Here is a 19,562-nt window from a genome sequence, read left to right as displayed (position 1 = left end):
ACCGTCAAACATTACATAAAACCTTGAGAAAATGTAAGGTCTTATATAAAGAGTTCAAAACCACTGATCTCATTAAATTTAAACGTAGACAATATAGAACTATTTTCTCTACCACTTGAATGAACTGCCTCACCAAATTCCTTTGACTTTTCGTAACTCTCTTTGATTTTTTTTAAAATTAATTTATTATCAATAGAGTTTTCTATTGCGCTTGCCATAGCCAAAGCCCTTTGATCTGATGGAGAAGGATCTGTTGGTGCTGATGCAGCTGCCTTGAGTCTAGCAACAGCTGCCTTACCACTCTCAAGTGAAAGTCCTGCAGGCAAGTAAAAATTCACTTCTCCACCCTGGATGTATTTCTTACCATCCGGCCCATAAGTGTACGTGTAGCTTGGCGTTCCAGCTAATCCACCTGATGAAAGAAGATGCATTTTTTCATGTGAAATAACATGTGCTTCCCACTGTTCAAGCCTTTTGATCTCCTTTCTAACGCTAGCGTCATCAAGACTCGTGGTTTTCACCAAGTTAACATCTTTTGTTTTGAATTTTTCTTTTGTATTCTCAGTTGCAAGTGAAATATAACTGTCGAGTAAGGTGTTTTTAGAAGAATTAATCACCATATTTTTCACATCCACAATTTATTCTATAATCAAAAAAATTCATACGGATAATTCATACCCAAACAAGCACACATAAAAACTATTTGCTAAACAAAAGCTGATAGAACCTACCTGTAGTATTGAAAAAAGGTTCTAAATCTGAATATGGAATATCAAAGGTTGGATATCCAGCTGCATAAGGTGCAATTTCATATTCCGGATAGTACACTTTTAACCCTTGCTCTGTTAATACCACTTCGAAATGTGCCTCTTTAAAGGTCTTTAGTCTTTGGTCTTTTGGCGTTTGATGATCGATAAACAAGTACATGTCATTATTACTCATAAAAGCATCGTCGATTAAAGCAATTAATGCATCTAACCACTCAGTATCATTTTTAAACAAATCGCTAATAATCAACTGATCTCCCGTTTCAGAGTCAAAATAAAAGCTATTTTGAAAACTGTTTGGATGAGCAGCACCAAAGCCATACCAGTATCCTAAAACGTCATAGGTTAAAACTTTATCCATTAGTCCTAAATTAAAGTTAACTTCAAGATTATAATCAATTTGCGTCACTTGATTTAAATCTATTATCGCACCTTCCTCAGCGCCAAACTCTTCATGAACTTTAGCAAGCTCTAAAATGGTTTGGTTGATTTTTGATTGCGCATCCAAATTTTGAAGGTTTATTTCTGGATAAAATACGGACGTACCAATGTAAGGTGAAAGAATGTTTGTGGTAAAGCTAATGCCTTCACCAATGCCTTCATTGAGCTTAATCTCATCTATAATTTCTCCGTCAGCGGACAAAATCCAGTGAATGCGATTCTGCGAATCATCTAAAGGGCGAACAATTATCTTGCCATCCATAAGAGTTGCTGTAACTGGGAAATAAAAATCTGGGAATTGGTCAATCTTCATCCCGTCGTCATCAATAAACAACGACTTATTGCCATCGTTAGCCAATAGCACGTGTTCAGATACTGGCATCACGTAATAAAACTGAGTTGCACCATGCGAATTACCTTCACCATCTATTAATGAGCGCTTCATAACGCTATTGAGATCAGGACCATAGCCACCAAAAAACTCACTTGGCTCTGCGTATAAATAATGCCATGTATCCACACGTGTTAAAAGTCCTTTAGGTTCTATCACATAATTGCCATCAGGGTCGATCATCCCAAAAACACCATCCGCTAAAACACCATAAGTTGGCGCAGTTGAATCCCCCAACATCTTCACAATGGCTCTACCACCGTAAAAATCCTCCGCTTCTAGGTAGGTTGGTTCGATAACCACCTCACCAGACTTGTTCTTATATCCGTATAATCCAGAACTTTTATCCTCAAAAGCATACCAGCCAGAGCTTCTTTGTTCATCTCCTGATAGGGGATTGTTATTTTGTTGCGTTACTGCTTTATTGCCACATGCGGTTAATAAAAATACAAACAGCAACAGCATAATTTTATTAATTCTTTTTATTCTGATCATTTAACTCTCATCCTTTACTTGATAACTTTCTATATAAACCTCTTTAAACTGAACCCTTACAAGGTATTTTCTAATAGTTTAACATACCACTAGCAATAATGATATAATAGTGTCAATTCAATTTGGAGGTTAATTATGAATTGGGAACTCAAAACTTTTCCTGAACTTTCTACAGAAACACTTTATGATTTGCTTGCGCTAAGAGTAAATGTGTTTATCATAGAGCAAGCCTGCCTTTACCCTGAACTCGACTATAAGGATCAAGTTTGTTATCATCTGTATGCTTATGATGATTCTCGTATTCTCAATGAGAGTAGCAGACCAGAGATCTTAGCTTACTTGAGAATTTTACCACCCAGTGTGTCATTTGACGAGGTCTCCATTGGAAGAGTAATCGTTTCTGAACAAACAAGAGGCACTGGACTAGGGCGAGAATTAATGATCAATGCCTTTCGTGCGATAAAGGACACCTATGGCAATGTCCCTATCCGTATCTCAGCACAAGCCTATCTTCAAAAATTTTATGAATCTCTCGGCTTTGAAAAAGTTTCAGAAATTTATCTTGAAGATAATATCCCACATATGGAAATGCTTAAAATTAAATTATAAAAACTATTGACACCTGTAATTTTATGCATTATTATAATTTTTAACAAAATGCAAAACTGGCTACGAAGAGAAGAGTATTCAGAAGAGACATTTTACAGAGAACTCCGGTTGCTGAGAAGGAGAAATGATCATTTTGAAGAAAAAAGCCTCTGAGCTTTGCAAGGAATCTATCGTTTAATTACAGATAGAAGATGATGCAACGGTTGCCCCCGTTATCAGGATAGAGTATAACCATTTATGGCGTACTTGAAAAAGGTCGTTTCTAACGACAAATTGAGGTGGTACCACGAAGTTTAACTCTCGTCCTCAAGACAGATGTCTTGATGTCGGGAGTTTTTTTATTTAGCCACAATCTTGTTTGTGGAAAATAAACATTAAGCTTCAGTCACTTCAGTTGTCGGTTCGATTCTAACCAGTTGCGCATTATATAATCTTAACCCATTTTAGGAGGTATATTATGCATTGGGCAATCGAAACTGCAACTGAATTAATTAGACAACATGGCACTGAAGAAACCATCGTATGTGCGTCTGGCATCAGTCCATCTGGTCATGTCCACATAGGCAATTTTAGAGAAGTGGTGACCACATACTTTGTCGTAAAAGCACTTGAGTCACTTGGCGCAAAAACAAGATTTATCTTTTCTTGGGACGATTATGATCGTTTTAGAAAAGTTCCAGCAGGTATACCAGAGCAGTTTGAGGCTTATATTGGTCTGCCATACAGCGAAGTACCTGATCCATACGGCTGTCATAGTTCATATGCTGCGCATTTCGAAGCAGAATTTGAAAGTGCTTTGGCACGTTTTAACATTTATCCAGAATTTATCTACCAGTCTGAGATGTATCAAGCGGGTACTTATACTGAGGCCGTACGTGAAGCGCTGTTGAATCGTCATCAAATTTACGACATCATCACCTCATATAAAACTCAAGAATGGGATGAAACTGAACGTGCAAGCTATTATCCCATCAACATCTACTGTAGAAGCTGTGGCAAGGATACCATGACGCACATGCACTATGATAGTGACTCAGATATATTAGAATACACCTGTGCGTGTGGTCATCATGAATACACTGAGCTAGAAGGGTTCAACCGCATCAAACTCACTTGGAAAGTGGATTGGCCAATGAGATGGCGACATGAAAACGTCGTTTTTGAACCAGGTGGACGCGATCACTCAGCTGAAAATGGTAGCTTTAGAGTCTCTAGTGACCTTACAAAAAAAGTGTTTTCAAGACCTGCACCACATTATATTCCTTATGAATTTATCGGTCTAAAAGGCAACTCAGCGAAAATGTCCAGTTCTACAGGTCATCTCATCACACCTGCTGATCTTTTACAGGTCTATCCAGCTGAGATCATCCTATTTTTGTTTTCTAAATACGATCACAGTGATGCGTTTGATATCGGTCTTGACGAAGACATCAACCGATTATATACAGAGTACGAAAGATTGGTAGGCCGTTATTTTGCCGATGATAGCCTAGATGCGCCTATTGCAGAAATGCTTCAGCTTTCTGTACCAAATGCATCTATTGCACTGGCACCTAAGTTTTCTAACATCGCATCGACGCTACCGCTTTTAAATTTTGATCGTTCACTGCTCATGTCACTGATGACCGAATATGATTTTAGTGATGAAGCCATCTTAAGTGCCTTTAATATGAAATGCGATCACGCTGAGTTCTGGTTAAGGAACCTAAGCTCAAAAAGGCTGCCTACGGTTCAAGATATCTTTAATAGCTATTATTATAAAACACTCACACAGACTGAAAAGGGCTGGATCGACCAGTTTAAAAATCTGATTGCTTCTACTGAGATCAATCATATGAGCTCGGAAGCTCTGCTTCAAACCATCTACGACATCGTACAGCACAATTCTCCCAGTCAACGCCGTAAGGATCAAAAAAGATTCTTCGAGATTATCTATCGTATGATTTTGGGACAAAGCAATGGGCCGCAAATCACTATGCTTATACAGATGGTGCCTCAGGCTAAGATGATTAAGTTGCTGAGTGCGTAGACCTCGTGTTACTGTGGAGCCTCCTCCGAAAGTTATTTTAGCTCACAGATAATAAAACTGACCTCAGTATGCTAGATTCAACGCTAGCATACTGAGGCCAGTGATTTATTTTCTATTATTTACCGTCTAGTAAGTTCCCTAGACCGCCTAAAAGGCTACCTTCACCGGTGGATTTACCACCGTGTGCTCTCGCATTTGAAAGTATACGGTCTGCCATACGTGAGAATGGAAGGGATTGAAGCCATACTTTCCCTGGTCCTTTTAAGGTTGCGAGGAAGAGACCTTCACCGCCGAATACGGCACTTTTAATACCTTTTACCATCTCTATGTTGTAATCCACGCTACCTGTTAATGCCACCAAACACCCTGTATCGAGCTTAAGCACTTCACCTGCAGCCAGTTCTTTTTCTATAATTGTACCCCCTGCATGTAGGAATGCTAGACCATCACCTTCAAGTTTTTGCATGATAAAGCCTTCACCACCGAAGAAGCCAACACCTATTTTACGTTGAAAAGCGATTCCGATGCTGATACCTTTTGCAGAACAAAGATAGGCATCCTTTTGAGCGATGATTTTACCGCCATATGCAGATAAATCCACTGGTACGATTTTACCTGGGTAAGCTGCTGCAAACGATACTTTCTTGCGATCAGAAGATTGGTTTGTAAATTGAGTCATAAATAGGCTTTCACCTGTAATCATACGCTTTCCTGCACTTGCAAGCTTGCCCATGAGGCCGCCACCACTACTGCTTTCTGACCCATCTCCGAAAATCGTCTCCATTTCTATGCCATTTTCCATATACATCATTGCGCCAGCTTCCGCTACAACGCTTTCTCTCGGGTCAAGTTCAATTTCTACAAACTGCAAATCGTCGCCAAATAATTCAAAATCGATATCATGTGCTCTCATTGTGTTATTCTCCTTTACAAACATTGTGATAAGACTTCACCTATTGGTGCATGAATTTGAAGACTTGCCTTATGATCATGTGGCGTCGTATCCTTATTGATCAACACCATAGACTGTCCTCTAAAATAATCGATTAAACCAGCGGCTGGGTAAACCACAAGTGAAGTCCCACCTATGATGAGCAAATCCGCTGTGGCGATGGCTTTAGCTGCCTGATCCACAACCGACATATCGAGGTTCTCTTCATACAAGACTACCTCAGGTTTGACGATGCCACCACAAGCGATACACTTTGGTACATCCTCGCTGTGGATAATATGATCGAGTGAATGAGCTTTTCCACAAACCATGCACTTGTTCTTATGAATACTCCCGTGTAGCTCAAGTACATTTTTCGATCCCGCCATTTGATGTAGGCCGTCAATGTTTTGAGTAATCACAGCTTTAAGCTTTCCTCTTTCCTCCAGCTCTGCCAAGACGATATGCGCTGGGTTGGGCTTTGCAGCTTCATAAATCATATGGGTTTTATAAAATGCATAAAACTCAGAAGTATGACTCATAAAAAAGCTATGGCTTAAAATTGTCTCCGGTGAAAAGGTTCTATTGCTAGCCTTCACATATAGCCCATCCGCTGATCTAAAATCAGGAATATGACTTTCAGTTGAAACACCCGCACCACCAAAGAATACAATTTGCTCACTTCGTTCAATCAATCCCTTAAGCTTAATCAACTTATCTTCCAGCATGCCTTTGATTCCCTTTCTATTCAAAGTCCTTTTAGAGATACCCACTCTGAGTTAATTATAACAAAATAAGGTTTAAAACGCTTAATTAGAATTAAAATTCTTTGTTTTGATAAATTTTCATAGAAATCAAAAGAGAAATGCCACAAAGGAGAATGGATCCCATAAATCCAATATAAGGTAGCAATAATAACAATTCTTCAGAAGGTAATGGTAGATTAAGCTTGCTACCAATCATGGCGAATATCGTCGGCAATAATATAAGAAGAAACATCATTATTCTTCCTTTTTCTACGCCAAACTTTATCATCACAGGGAATAAAAGCGTCATAAATAGAAACCCAGCTGCAGTCAGAGCAAAGGTAACGGGAAGAAACATATCAGTCGGCATCATGCCCGTCAAAAGGTTGAAAATCAAATTGATCACAAAGGCAATCATAACGAAACCTGAGCCCAATAGATATTTACTCATGACGATTTGATTTCTTGAAACCGGCATGGTGAGTGCATACTTATCCCAATGCGCCTTTTCATCATATGCAAGTGCAGTGATGGGCATCATGGCGCCAAGTATGGTTATAATTGCACCTAGCATTGCTGAATTGCCACTGGCGAATGCAAAAAAACTATAGAGTATAACCAACAAGGCCATGACCTTAAACTGTGCTTTCAAATTAACGATATCTTTATATAATAAACCCAGCATTTTATTTCCTCCTATAATGAAAGAGCATAATGTCTTCTATACTCGCCTTGTCAAAAGTCATATCTGAGGTGACAGCGCTGCGTTCCACTAACGCCTCCACACCAAATTTATTCTTTCTTACGCCTATAACTCTATCAGAGGGCAGTTTATCAAAAGTCACTTCATCCCCTTTAAAAACCACATATTTCTCTAATAGATCGTCTTTTGCCTCTGAAAAAATAAGCCTTCCTTTATGCAAAAACGCAATATAATCACAGATTTTTTCAAGGTCGCTAATGATATGTGACGAGATAAATATCGAACAGCCCGGATCTTGAATAAACTCTAGAAAGACGTCTAAAATCTGATCTCTTACCAATGGGTCAAGACCACTGGTGGCTTCATCTAATATCAGTAGCTTTGAATCGTGTGAAAGTGCCACCGCTATGGCCTGTTTCATCTTCATCCCACGGGAATATTCCTTAAAGGTTTTCTTAACCGGTAGTTCAAATCGTTCAATCCAACCCATATATTTATTAGAATCCCATGTTTTATAGACGCGTTTCATGATCTTATCGACACCTAGGACGTTTAACGCTTCAGGAAAAAAGCTCTCATCTAAAACCACACCTAAATTCTCTTTTATATGCGTTAATCCTTTTTTCACATCTTGCCCCAAGACGCGAACCTCACCAGCATCACTATGTACAAGATCGAGTATGGACTTTATTGTGGTGGTCTTACCTGCGCCATTTTCGCCGACAAATCCCATAATGCAACCACTAGGCAAAACCAAATCCAAACCATCTAATTTAAAACCATCGTATTTTTTTGTCAGCCCTTTAATCTCTAGGGCATTTTCATAAAAATGCTCATCGTTCATAAGTTTCTCCTATTCTCCTCTGTAAAGTAAATCCACAAGTGCCTTGACTTCATCCGCTTCAAGACCACTCATTCTCCCTAACTCTACCGCCTGCTGTAAAAGTGTCTCCATTCGTCTGAGGTTTTCTTCCCTGATAAATTCTCTGTTTTTTTCGGCGACAAACGAGCCTTTGCCTACCAGTGACACGATGAACCCTTCACCTTCTAGCTCTTCATATGCTCGTTTCGTCGTTATGACGCTGATTCTAAGCTCTTTCGCCAGTATGCGCATAGAAGGCAACGCCTCACCTTCCACCAGCTCACCACTTAAAATAGCGCTTTTAATGCCGTCCTTAATCTGCTCGTAGATCGGGACGCCGCTTGAATTACTAATATGAATGTGCAAATGGTACCTCCAATATATTGTATATATACAATATATACAATCAGCATAATCTTGTCAACCCATTTGCATATTTTTTAGAATTTTGGGTAAATACATGTCAGGCATAACTGTTTGTTGCAGATAAGGAGAAGGATATGGCAGTAGATAAAGTAAGGGAAAACCTTAAAGAAAAGTATAAAAAACCCGAAATGTCAGTACTTAAAAATAAGCTGAGCCCCATCGCTTACCAGGTGACTCAGGAAAACGGAACCGAAAGACCTTTTCAAAATGATTATTGGGACCACTTCGAAAAGGGATTATATGTAGACATCGTCACTGGCGAACCACTCTTCACTTCTAATGATAAGTTTGATTCCTCCTGTGGTTGGCCAAGCTTTTCGAAACCCATCTATAAAGAAGCGATCCATTATCTAGAAGATCGATCTCATTTTATGAATCGAATCGAGGTGAGAAGCCAGGCTGGCGACAGTCATTTGGGACATGTATTTGAGGATGGTCCAGAGGATCACGGCGGACTTAGGTACTGTATCAACAGTGCTGCAATAAGATTTATCCCATACGACAAACTCGATGAAGAGGGCTATGGTGAATTTAAGCACTTGTTTGATTAAGCTTAGCGCGTATTTCAACTAAAAATCCGGTAGTCAAGATGAACAAAGGTTCAAATGACAACCGGATTTTATACGTTAACCTTCATATCAGACTTAACTATTTATAGATATAAACCAAATGTTATCTACTAATGACCGTTTAGCACTATGCCATCTGAACACGTGCGACAAATTCAAATCTTTCGTTGTTTGGCCCGTCTATAAAGATGATTTCTGCACTGCCCACAACTCTCGGCTCAGTATAAGGAATCCCTAGTTCATCTAGCTTGTGCATCTGCTCTGCCAAGCTGTCAATTTTAAAAGCGATGTGTTCTATAGGACCCATTTGACGCTCAGTGTTTTCTGGTTTAGAGATCAGTTCTAAAATGGTACCACCCACTTCTAAAAAAACCAACCGACTGTTGGGATAAACATAATCTTTAATGATTCTAGCTTCAAGAACCTCTTGATAAAACTTGATGGATGCCTCTACATCCAGTACCTTTATACCGATATGACCGAATTTCATATGCTTCCTCCTTTATAACTTCACAGCTTAATAACACTACTTTATCACAGCTAAACTGTAATTTAAAGTCCAGCCTATCCCATCAATGAATTGCTTTAATATAACTTAACTTGTCCAGTTCACATAATTCTGTTAAGATGAACTTACAAAAATACGATAAGCATTATACAAAATTTGTATTACCATTCAGCCTGATTTGTATTTTGCGACTTTAGGAGGTTCTATTGAAACTGGTTGTTACCCCTTCCTACTCTGCAGCGTTTAACCTAGCCCTTGAGGAGTATCTCATGACGCATTTTGAAGATGAATTTTTCATGCTTTGGATGAGTGAAAATGCCATTTTGATTGGGAAGCATCAAAACACTTATACCGAGATTAACATCCCATATGTCAAAGAACATCAGATAGAGGTCGTAAGGCGAATGTCTGGTGGTGGTACTGTATTTTGTGACCCAGGTAACATCAATTTTACCTTTATAGAAAACACCTTAGGTAATTTTGCTGATTTCAAAAAATTTACCGCACCGATCATCTCTTATATTAACCTCCTCGGTGCACCTGCCCAGTTCTCGGGCAGAAACGATCTCGTTATAGATGATAAAAAGTTTTCAGGTAATGCACAGTATCGTATCAAATCGAGAACGTTACATCACGGAACATTACTGTTCGACTCAAAGCTTGGTGCTTTAGCAAATGCGCTTACACCAAGAGAGGAGAAATTCAAAGGAAAGGCTATTGACTCGGTTAAAGCCAGAGTGACAAACATTAAAGCCTATCTTCCAGATCAATCGCTCACCGTAAGTGCCTTTAAATCTGGTATTTACAAACACATCATGTCAAGTTTTGAGGACTGTAGCTATTATTCACTCTCACACGATGATCTTGAAGCAGTTCAAAAGCTTGTTGACGAGAAATACGCCACATGGCAGTGGAATTACGGTGATTCACCAAAGTACGATTATACAAACGTTAAAAAGTTCCCTAGTGGGCTAGTCGAGCTTGGAATCACCGTTCAAAAAGGCATCATAAAACAGCTCGCCATCCACGGTGACTTTTTTGCTTCAAAGGAAACGAACGAGCTTTGTAATGCACTCATTGGCACTAAACATGAGAAAAGTGATATTCTCACTGTGCTTACTTCTATCCATCTTGGCGATTATCTTCAAGGGATTGATGCAGAAGCCTTCGCTGATTTTATGACCGAGGTTTAGTCATATAAAGGTTATTTTAGCGTCATATATGTCGAATTCAAGATCTTTTCTAAAGGAGAACTTATGGAAAATCAAAACGCATCGAAAAAGCCATATCTTAAAAAGCCCGATTGGCTAAAAGTTAAAATACAAAATCCTAAAAATCTATCTGGTGTCAATTCATTAATTCAATCACTCAACCTCAATACCGTTTGCCAAGGTGCAAACTGCCCAAATCGACTTGAGTGTTTTTCGAAGAAAACTGCAACCTTTATGATTTTGGGAAGTACGTGCTCTCGCAATTGTAGATTCTGTAATATAGAAAGCGGCAAATTGCTACCACCGGACATCGATGAACCTTACCGCCTCGCAAAAGCGGTGGCAGAACTTGGACTAAAGCACGCTGTGGTTACCTCAGTGACGAGAGACGATTTACCCGATGGTGGTGCAGGACACTTTGCTCAGACCATTATAGAGATTAGAAAAGCGGCTCCTAATACGGTTATCGAGGTGCTTATACCCGACTTCCAAGGCAATTACGATGCGCTCAAGACAGTGGTGGCTGCAAAACCGGATATCATCAATCACAACGTTGAGACCGTACCTAGACTTTACGATACCATAAGACCTGAAGCCGATTACAAGCAAAGCCTTGAGCTTTTAGTTAGGGTAAAAGCACTCGACGATACTATTTTTACGAAGTCAGGGTTTATGCTTGGACTTGGCGAAGAAGTAGATGAGGTGAATCAACTGATTCTTGAACTTCAAGCAACCGGACTAGATATCCTAACCATAGGACAATATCTACCACCTTCAGAAAAGCACGCACCCCTCATCGCCTATATACATCCCGATCAGTTTGATGCCTATGGCGCTTATGCAAAATCTATCGGTGTGCCAAATGTTGCTTCAGCGCCACTCGTTAGAAGCTCTTATAATGCAGCAGAGACTTTCAACAATTTTTAAACTTTCAACAGCATTTAAACTTTCAATAACTTTTGACCGTTTTATCACATTTCTATCACAATTAGGTTCTATACTGAATTTGAAGTTAAGCAATGCTTACCCGGTTCGGATAGAACCTATTTTATTTAAGGAGTGATACTTATGAAAAAAACGTTACTATTAGTAGCCCTCGCAATTTTAGCGATTGGGATGACAACCTTATCTTTTGCAGATGCTGTTTTTAATCCAGCTCAAACCTACGCTGATTTAACAGGCATTACACTTGAAGAAGCTTATGCACTTCACTATGACACTGCAAAAACTTACGGCACACTTGCTTCTGAAGCTGGCGTTTATGAAGCATTTTTCGATCAAATGATCGAAGCAAAAATCACCAGAATCAATGAACTTGTAAGTGATGGCAAGATCACTGAAGAACAAGCAGCAACCATTATTGATGCGCTTGAAAATTGTGATGGTACTCAAAACCACATCATCAGAGAAACTCTTGGCTATGGCATGGGATTTGGTTATAATGCTGATGGTACTGGTCTGATGAATGGTCTAGGCTATGGACAAGGTTTAGGTCAAGGTGGATACTGTGGCGGTACAGGCGTACAGCTTCAAGACGGTACTGGCTTTAATGGTCAAAATGTTGATGGTGCTTTAGGCACTGGTACTGGTAGAGGTCGTGGCATGATGGGCGGCAGAGGCATGGGATTTGGTAACTAATACGATTCTATATCAGAGTTCAGTCAAACTTTCTAATTGCTATGTGAATTAAAAAAAAGGAGTCATTCATAAGAATGACTCCTTTTAGTTTTGTCTTCAATTATTTATTTTTTCTTTTCAAGAAAACACCAGCAGCGGTTACGATACTACCTATTCCATAATATAATTCTGGAGGTAATTGACCGGTTTGTGGTAAGGCTTCACCAAGTGGTGTACCTTCATCTACGATAACTTCTTCGGCTTCTGTTGTCGCTTCACCAAGCGGTGGCTCTTCTTCTGTAATGGTTTCCACTACGACATCGTATACATACACAACTGTAAGTGCACCGTTAATGAATGTACCGTTAGCATTTTCAGGTGTCGCAACCAATGCAAATCCTAAAATATCTCTAGCTGTAGTCGCATAATCATTTCCTACTGCTCCAACTAATTGATAGCTTGGTGATAAAGTATCACCATTGGTGTCTACAAAGCTTACATTGACAACACCTTGAGGTGTAGGATCTGTAGGGATTGGATCAGTTGGTGTCTCAGTTGGTGGTTCAGTTGTAGGTACCTCAGGGTTGGTTGCAACTGCGGTTGCATTTCCATTGTCACTTACTTCTGTTTCAACATAGTAACCATAGCCAACAGCTGTATTTGTATAAGTGCCTGCTAGGTTAACGGTTACTGAGTAGTTAAACACAACTTTTTCACCTGGCTTTAATGTGCCATCGAGTTCATAAACAACACCATTTTCATCCTGTTGATCAGGTGTTGGTGCATATACTAAAGCTGAACCTTCTGGGCCTGTCATTTGGTCAACCACTTTTAATGCACTAAGTGTTCTATTACCATTGTTAATTAGTTCAACGCTATAATTAAATGTCGCCGTACCATTTGATAATTCTACCAATGCATTTGAAATTGATTTGTTAACATCTATACTTGGTTCATCAGCCGTTCTTTGATTGATTACTACGATTGATTTTTCTAGATGCTCTGCATCAAATGTGATGTTTGTTGCACTATATGAAACATTGAATGCTTCAAAGGTGCTAACTTCTTCAACTGAATAAGTTTTTTCAGCATTAAGCTCAGATCTAACAACCGTCCAGTTGTTTTGTTCATTTAAAATCATAGTTGATTCTTCAGGAATACCGTTAACCAATAACCTAACCTCAACAAAATCTGTAGGCGGTGACATAGATTCTTCTTCTACGTTTAACCACTCTTTCGAAATTGTTAATACGCCTTTTTCAGGTGCATAGGTATTGGTAATAGTAATTACACTTGGTACTTCTGGGTTTAGCATAGCTGTTTCAGTTGTATCTGTATCATAAAGTGATAAATCAGATCCGTTTTCTTGAACTGAATAAGTGAATCTTACACCACCTTGTCCATAAATCTCAAGTCCAACAAAAGTGTGTGTCCAATTATTTTCCTCATTAAGCTCAGTCGTGCCAACCAATGTAGATTCTAAACCTATGGTTCTATAAACTGTAACTGTAATCGGGCCACCAACTTTACCCACCCATTCCTTATTAATGGTTAAATTGCTTAACTCTGGAATATAAGTGTTTTTGATTGTTGCAGAGCCCTCAGGAATGCTATTTTGTCCCTTCACTGGAACATAACCTTCGAAACCATTGTAGCTTGTACTGTAATTTGGTACAGTTACTTCTTGAATCGTATAAGTCTTTCCTAAGTCAAGGTTTGTGAAAATATATTCGCCTGCAAATGTTGCTTCTGTTAAATACTCACCATCTTCATACAATTCAACAGTGATTTCAGTAGGTTGATTTGGGTTATTGCCATGATCCCAAACTTTAACCACTTTCAAGCTGCCTTTTGGATCGGTATAAGTGTTTGTCACAGTAAAGGAACCGTTTTGATTGTTATCATTTAAGATAACAAAATCATTGTCAATTGAAGTGTTGTAGAATGGGATTTCCTCTTCAGTAATATAATACTTAATATGATCACCAATCTCTAAATTGTAGAAGATTACTGGTGCATTGTTTGGTCGAATAATTGTTTTTGTATCAACAATTTCATCCGTTGGACCAGCAAGAATTTTTTGCTCCTCTGGTTCATCTGAAGGACCAACTTCAATCGGGCTTTCACTCGTCATATCTGGATCTTCAGGTTTGAATGTCTCTACTTGACTTAAATCAGTAATCTTATGCAAAGTAATAACCGCACTATGAGGTTGTTCAAGTGTTGGGTTATCTCCATCCACCCATACTTTATCGACTCTAATTGTACCTTTTGCATATGTGTTTGTGATAGAAGCCGTTCCTGTTCTAGCATCTGGACCCAATCTTAAACTAGACTCAGATGCACCGTTTCCACTGTAGCTTGTATTCGCATCATACATTGCTAATTTGCTCAATTCACTTGAGGATTCAGTAATGGTATAAACACCATTATCAAGTGGTAATCCTGTGAAATTCCAAGTCCAGCTGTTGCTGTCATTAAGCGTTTGTGTCTCTACAAAACTTCCGTTTTTGTAAAGGTTTATCTCAATGCTCTCAGGTCTAACGACAGATGCATCTACACCTGCTTCAACCCATGTTTTAGATACAATTATATTTCCTTTTGGATTGGTAAACGTATTTGTAATGTTGATTTGGCCACTTCTTTCAGTCGTACCGCCTTTAGCATCTAGTTTTTTCAACACAACGTTACTTGAGTAACCTACTAAATAATCTGGCACTGAAATTTCTTCTACAGAATATACGCCAAATTCAAGATCTGTAAAAGTATGCTCCCAAGGAGTTGCATCAGCTTCTGGAAGTTCGATTGTATCAACAACACTGCCATCTTTCAACAGTTTAATTTCAATTGATTCTGGGCGATATGAGCTTGAAAAATCATCTTCATTTGCCCAGATTTTTTTAACTGTTAAGCTCCCTTTCGGTTCAACATAGCTGTTGTTGAAAGTTATACTTGCTGTTCTATTACCAACTGGTAGAACTTCAACTGTTTGAGATTGAGGATTAACTGAACTGATATAATCTAGTGGTACATCTTCGGTAAATTCATAAGTTCCGAAAACTTCCGTTTCAAATACATTTGTCCATTCATCATCAGCTGTTAAGGTGATACTTTTAGTACCTTTGTATCCTTCTGGCCCTTTAATGCTAAAGGTTAAGGTTTCTGGTCGATCTCCTGCAGCATTATCTTCATCAGACCAAACTTTGTTAATTGTGATTTTTCCAATTGGTTTATGATAGTCATTGGTTATTGTAATTCTATTAACCAATGTGCTTTCACCAGAAATCAGATCGCTTGTTCTTACGATAAAGCTTTGTGGTGAATACGTAACCGTATAATCTAACATCGGTGTCTCAACGATTTTGTATTCAGTGTCTAGGTTCAGATCACTAATAGTAACTTCATCTTTTGTAGGATCACTTGTATCGATTGTATGTCCACCAGATACTAGTACCCAATCACTGTCTACAAGTTTGTATAAATCAAAGTTTGCAGCTGTGTCAGATCCGCCACCAGTCCACACCTTATTGACGATTAAGGTTACTTTTGGTGAATAGCTATTTGTAAAGCTAGTTGATCCGGTTGGATTTGCTCTAGATACGGTAACTGCTTTTCTTGTTGCATTATCATATGTCCAGTAATCAGGAGCAGATGAGTTGTTCTCTTGTACATAGTAAGTGGCTTGATTGTTTACAAAGCCGTTATATGGGATCTCAAAGTTAAAGGTGCCATTATTGCTGTTTGCACCGTTCACATCGATTAAAATTGGCTCACCAATTGGCGTTCCACCACTTTGTGTACTGTATAAGCTAAAGCTAAAGGTTCTATTTTCATTGGTCACTGGACCAGTAACATTTTTAGTTACCGTAATAGACGCTTGAACTGGAGGTGCAGTAAGTGTTAACCATCCTGTGTTGTTAAGCGGAACAAGAACTTGACCCACTTCATCATAGAATGGATTGTCTTCTGACACTTCAAAGCTAGAATGAGTTCTATTTACCAACTCATTTGCACTATTATCGTTAGTGTAATATGTTCCTGGCAGTGCATCATTTTTAATTTTCACTTTAAAGGTAACAGAATAAAGATAATTTAGATCCATTGGACGAGGTACATTATCATCCAAATCTTCATCAGGTGACATCGCTTCAAAGTCATCTCCGTTGATTGTCCAAGTCACTGCATTTCCCGATTGACTTAAACCAGAAGGTAAACCACCTACAACTTCGAAGCCACTACCGATAATATCTTTAATGACAACATCTGTATATTGATCAGATTCATCTTTATCGTTTGGTTTCATTATCAACAATTCGTTAATAATAGCAACAAATGCATCAAATATATCTTGAGCACTTGATGAGGTTATACTACTCTCGTCTTCCCAATACTTATGGTTAAACGGGGTTGGCTGTCCTGTGATGTTTCTATACTCTTCTCCAGTTCTAGATCTAAGGAAATAAGTATAGTCAACGCCATTTCGTCTAACGGTCTCTATTGGATTGTCAAAATCAGTAGAATACTGTCCCCATGAACTAGAAGGCGCATTTGAGTAGTCTGAAAATGACGTCCAGATGCCATTATTGGTTTGTTGGTTTCTCGGATCTAAACGACTCGATTGATTCCAGCCATTAAAAGACCAATAATATGGCACTTCAGCTGATTCAGATCTAGTTCTCATTTCACCCGAATAGGATGAAACTGGTCGATAACTTGAGGTATTTGCATCCGTCGGCATAAGTGTTGCAATTGCATATGCGTCTGAACCAACACCGAAGCCTATCGTATAAATTCTTACATCTGGAATATTATTTTTAGCTTCAACTGCTTGTAAAATCGTATTCCAAACATAGGTACCATTTGTATCATCACCATCACCAGTACCACGTCTGCTCTTAGAAGGTGAATAAAGACCATCGTAATAGTAAGTTGGTCTACCGTCACTCATTAGTATAATAACGGGTTTTCTATCGTTATCATTTGATGGTCGGTCTAAAATCGTCTTTTGCGCAAGGTAAAACGCATGTTGAATATTTGTACCACCATATGCGTTTAAATCATCGATATCGTCTTTTAAATTATTCTCATTATCAGTAAAATTTCTTACTAAAGAAGCTGAGCTACTATATTCAACAATAGCGACACGATTGCCATTAACGCCTAATAACGTTTCGACAGCATTTTTTGCTGCTGTTTTCAATTTTCCTAGTTTTCCATCGTCACCCATAGATCCTGAAGTATCTAAAACCAATACCACATCAAGCGTATCATTTGGTTTTGGGTTTGATACCATGTATTTTTGTCCAATGGCTCTGAGTGTGATATCGAAAATGCCATCACCAGCGTAGCTTACACTTTTATCAGTCCAAATTTGGCCATTCATCAAAGAGGTAGGTAATGAAGTGACTGGGTCATTGCCTGAGTCGGATATAATCACGCCCTCAGGCAATGCGAATGTAGGTGCTGGATACATACCAAACACCAGAATAAAGGTCAAGAGTAGTGCAAAGACACTCTTAACAGTTCTAAAGTGCTTACTTTCATTTTTCATAAGATTTCTCCTTTGCCAAATAGTTTCTTTGGCAGTCGGACGATCTTAGTTTAAATAAAAATCCCCATTTCTATTAAACTTTAGACTCCAGACTTTGCGTCGCCAGTTTTCACTGGGTTTGCCTTTTTCGTTAGTCAGATATTAGTTCTTTAATTCCTTACTAACAGCCCCATTTCTTTTAGTACATCACTCCTTTCAATTAAATCATTGGCTTCAATTCACCTTCGAACGAGGCAGCTAACCAAGTCCTTTTGGTTACAGAAACGTGATTTTGAATTCTTGACGCCTCGTTTAAAAGCTCAATCAATTCAATAACGCTTCTAAAATGAACTTTCTTACCTGTATCTAACCAATGAATCAAGCCCTGAAGGTTCTGATTCTCATTACTATATACAGTAACAAGAAAATTAGTTCCGCTAAGTTTCTTCCAATCATTTGGAACCTTTTCAACTTTCATAGTACCGCCTCCTAGGGCAAACCAAATTGCACTTAAGAGAATAATTCTCTTACTACTATCTTTACCCATTTCTGTGACATATCACGGACATCTCTGTGACATCTGTGTGACATGAATGTTATTTTAGAGTTTTTTCATAATTGTAATCGTTTCATTTAGGCTGAAGTTGTTGTAATTACAGCATTATAAACAAAAAAATAAAAAACGAGCCTTTAAAAGACTCGTTTAAAATTCGGAATGTTTTTAATTAAAACGACTTTAATTAAAATTTAACTTCTACTTTGTTTGCCCATGCTTTTTCTAATGTTTCTAAGAAAAGACCGTGTGCATCAGATAAAGACATTGTAGCACCTGTGATAACGTCAGCTAAAACTTCTTTTTCAGCATCTGTTAATGCATCAACTTTAGCTTGATCTTCTGGATTTAACTCAGTACCGATTTTGATTGGTTTACCAGCAGCATCAGTGTTTTTGTCAAACCAAGTTCTTAACTCAGCAACAGTTTTACCTACAAAGAATTTTTCATAGTTAGCCATTTGTTGGTACCACTCTAAACCAGTAGTAGCTCTAGCTCCCATGCCATAGTTTTCTTTTAATTCAGTTTTAGTCATGATAGCTTCTTCCATTTCAACTCTAGCTGCTTCTAATTCTTCAGCTGTAGCATCATCAGCTGGCCAGTAGAACTCGCCCATTGCTAATTCAACAACGTCTAAATCAACGCTGATGATTTTTCCATCTTGATCAAAGATTGCGCTTGCAGCAACTACGTTAAATTGGTGTTTGCCAGCAGTTCTAACTCTGAAGTTATCAAGCATAGCAAAACCAGTGTAGTATTTAGCTTCAGCAACTGGAGTAGTTACTTCAGTCATTTCACCAGCTTTAACGATAATTTTTTGACCCACTTCGATAACGTTAGGGTTTTTGATTTGTGGATTTAATTTCCAAAGAGCAGCAGTAGTTAAACCATTGTCTTTAGCAATTTTCCAGAATACATCGCCTTTAACTACTGTGTAAACAACAGCGTTGCCTTCAACAACTGGTTCAGCAGTAGTTGTAGTAGTTGTAGTAGTAGGTTCAGTGTAAGACTCAGATGCAGAAGATGTAGCATCTGTATCAGCGAAAGCTGGTACGCTTAACGCAACTAACATAAGTACCATTAAGAAAGATAATACCTTTTTCATTAAGGACCCCCTTATTAATATATATATAATCCTTGTAAAACATTCCTCAGTTAAGATTTTACCATATCT

Annotated in this window: 17 protein-coding genes, 1 riboswitch and 1 other annotated feature; of the genes, 6 read left to right on the top strand and 11 right to left on the bottom strand. The window is 38.5% G+C overall.

From position 1 onward, the window contains the following. Positions 1-41: 41 nt before the first annotated feature. Together AC4PID_RS08870 and AC4PID_RS08865 are read right to left on the bottom strand one after the other, a co-directional pair. Positions 42-620 carry a putative metalloprotease CJM1_0395 family protein gene (locus AC4PID_RS08870; protein WP_492135211.1) on the bottom strand — a complete coding sequence of 193 codons (579 nt, stop codon included), beginning with the start codon at positions 618-620 and terminating at the stop codon, positions 42-44. 79 nt (positions 621-699) lie between these two features. Next, entirely contained in the window at positions 700-2,094 is a 1,395-nt protein-coding gene (locus tag AC4PID_RS08865; RefSeq protein ID WP_492135210.1) for a WG repeat-containing protein, read from the bottom strand. 135 nt (positions 2,095-2,229) lie between these two features. Between AC4PID_RS08865 and AC4PID_RS08860 the strand changes: the two genes are divergently transcribed. Together AC4PID_RS08860 and lysS are read left to right on the top strand one after the other, a co-directional pair. Beyond that, on the top strand, positions 2,230-2,703 hold the full coding sequence (locus tag AC4PID_RS08860; protein WP_492135209.1) for a GNAT family N-acetyltransferase: 474 nt from the start codon (positions 2,230-2,232) through the stop codon (positions 2,701-2,703). Between the two features lie 53 nt (positions 2,704-2,756). Then, positions 2,757-3,014: a binding site (T-box leader), on the top strand. 146 nt (positions 3,015-3,160) lie between these two features. Beyond that, positions 3,161-4,732 carry a lysine--tRNA ligase gene (lysS, locus tag AC4PID_RS08855; protein WP_492135208.1) on the top strand — a complete coding sequence of 524 codons (1,572 nt, stop codon included), beginning with the start codon at positions 3,161-3,163 and terminating at the stop codon, positions 4,730-4,732. A gap of 115 nt (positions 4,733-4,847) precedes the next feature. Here lysS and AC4PID_RS08850 read toward each other — a convergent pair whose 3' ends face one another. The 5 genes from AC4PID_RS08850 to AC4PID_RS08830 all read right to left on the bottom strand — a co-directional run bounded on the left by AC4PID_RS08850 (position 4,848) and on the right by AC4PID_RS08830 (position 8,340). Further along, positions 4,848-5,645: a TIGR00266 family protein gene (locus AC4PID_RS08850; protein WP_492135207.1), complete on the bottom strand. Its 798-nt coding sequence runs from the start codon at positions 5,643-5,645 to the stop codon at positions 4,848-4,850. Positions 5,646-5,659: 14 nt separating this feature from the next. After that, positions 5,660-6,391, bottom strand: coding sequence for an NAD-dependent protein deacylase (locus AC4PID_RS08845; protein WP_492135372.1), 732 nt, complete (start codon positions 6,389-6,391; stop codon positions 5,660-5,662). A 91-nt stretch (positions 6,392-6,482) separates the two neighbouring features. Next, positions 6,483-7,094, bottom strand: a complete 612-nt coding sequence (locus tag AC4PID_RS08840) for an ABC-2 transporter permease (protein ID WP_492135206.1) — start codon at positions 7,092-7,094, stop codon at positions 6,483-6,485. Between the two features lies 1 nt (position 7,095). Next, entirely contained in the window at positions 7,096-7,956 is an 861-nt protein-coding gene (locus tag AC4PID_RS08835; RefSeq protein ID WP_492135205.1) for an ABC transporter ATP-binding protein, read from the bottom strand. A 9-nt stretch (positions 7,957-7,965) separates the two neighbouring features. Continuing rightward, a complete protein-coding gene (locus AC4PID_RS08830) occupies positions 7,966-8,340 on the bottom strand; it encodes a GntR family transcriptional regulator (RefSeq protein WP_492135204.1) in 375 nt (124 codons plus the stop codon). A 134-nt stretch (positions 8,341-8,474) separates the two neighbouring features. Between AC4PID_RS08830 and msrB the strand changes: the two genes are divergently transcribed. Further along, the gene (gene msrB / locus AC4PID_RS08825; RefSeq protein ID WP_492135203.1) at positions 8,475-8,951 is read left to right on the top strand and encodes a peptide-methionine (R)-S-oxide reductase MsrB; all 477 of its coding nucleotides are present in this window, start codon (positions 8,475-8,477) and stop codon (positions 8,949-8,951) included. A gap of 145 nt (positions 8,952-9,096) precedes the next feature. On the opposite strand, the gene AC4PID_RS08820 is transcribed toward msrB, so the two are convergent. Further along, the gene (locus AC4PID_RS08820) at positions 9,097-9,459 is read right to left on the bottom strand and encodes a VOC family protein (protein ID WP_492135202.1); all 363 of its coding nucleotides are present in this window, start codon (positions 9,457-9,459) and stop codon (positions 9,097-9,099) included. 224 nt (positions 9,460-9,683) lie between these two features. On the opposite strand from AC4PID_RS08820, the gene lplA reads away from it, so the two are divergent. The 3 genes from lplA to AC4PID_RS08805 all read left to right on the top strand — a co-directional run bounded on the left by lplA (position 9,684) and on the right by AC4PID_RS08805 (position 12,326). Further along, positions 9,684-10,670 (top strand): lipoate--protein ligase, encoded by a 987-nt coding sequence (gene lplA, locus AC4PID_RS08815; protein ID WP_492135201.1) that lies wholly within the window; start codon positions 9,684-9,686, stop codon positions 10,668-10,670. Between the two features lie 63 nt (positions 10,671-10,733). Further along, entirely contained in the window at positions 10,734-11,615 is an 882-nt protein-coding gene (gene lipA, locus AC4PID_RS08810; RefSeq protein WP_492135200.1) for a lipoyl synthase, read from the top strand. A gap of 141 nt (positions 11,616-11,756) precedes the next feature. Next, the gene (locus AC4PID_RS08805) at positions 11,757-12,326 is read left to right on the top strand and encodes a hypothetical protein (RefSeq protein ID WP_492135199.1); all 570 of its coding nucleotides are present in this window, start codon (positions 11,757-11,759) and stop codon (positions 12,324-12,326) included. Positions 12,327-12,426: 100 nt separating this feature from the next. On the opposite strand, the gene AC4PID_RS08800 is transcribed toward AC4PID_RS08805, so the two are convergent. The 3 genes from AC4PID_RS08800 to AC4PID_RS08790 form a co-directional block, all read right to left on the bottom strand. Then, on the bottom strand, positions 12,427-17,856 hold the full coding sequence (locus AC4PID_RS08800; RefSeq protein WP_492135198.1) for a Cna B-type domain-containing protein: 5,430 nt from the start codon (positions 17,854-17,856) through the stop codon (positions 12,427-12,429). A 27-nt stretch (positions 17,857-17,883) separates the two neighbouring features. Then, a riboswitch (cyclic di-GMP riboswitch) is annotated at positions 17,884-17,989 on the bottom strand. A gap of 66 nt (positions 17,990-18,055) precedes the next feature. Then, positions 18,056-18,313, bottom strand: coding sequence for a hypothetical protein (locus AC4PID_RS08795; protein WP_492135197.1), 258 nt, complete (start codon positions 18,311-18,313; stop codon positions 18,056-18,058). Between the two features lie 262 nt (positions 18,314-18,575). Then, complete coding sequence (locus AC4PID_RS08790; protein ID WP_492135196.1) at positions 18,576-19,493, bottom strand: LysM peptidoglycan-binding domain-containing protein; 918 nt, start codon at positions 19,491-19,493, stop codon at positions 18,576-18,578. Positions 19,494-19,562: the final 69 nt, after the last annotated feature.

The sequence above is a fragment of the Fusibacter sp. QWL-12 genome (genome assembly GCF_058683495.1).
This window is presented reverse-complemented; position numbering and strand designations above follow the sequence as displayed.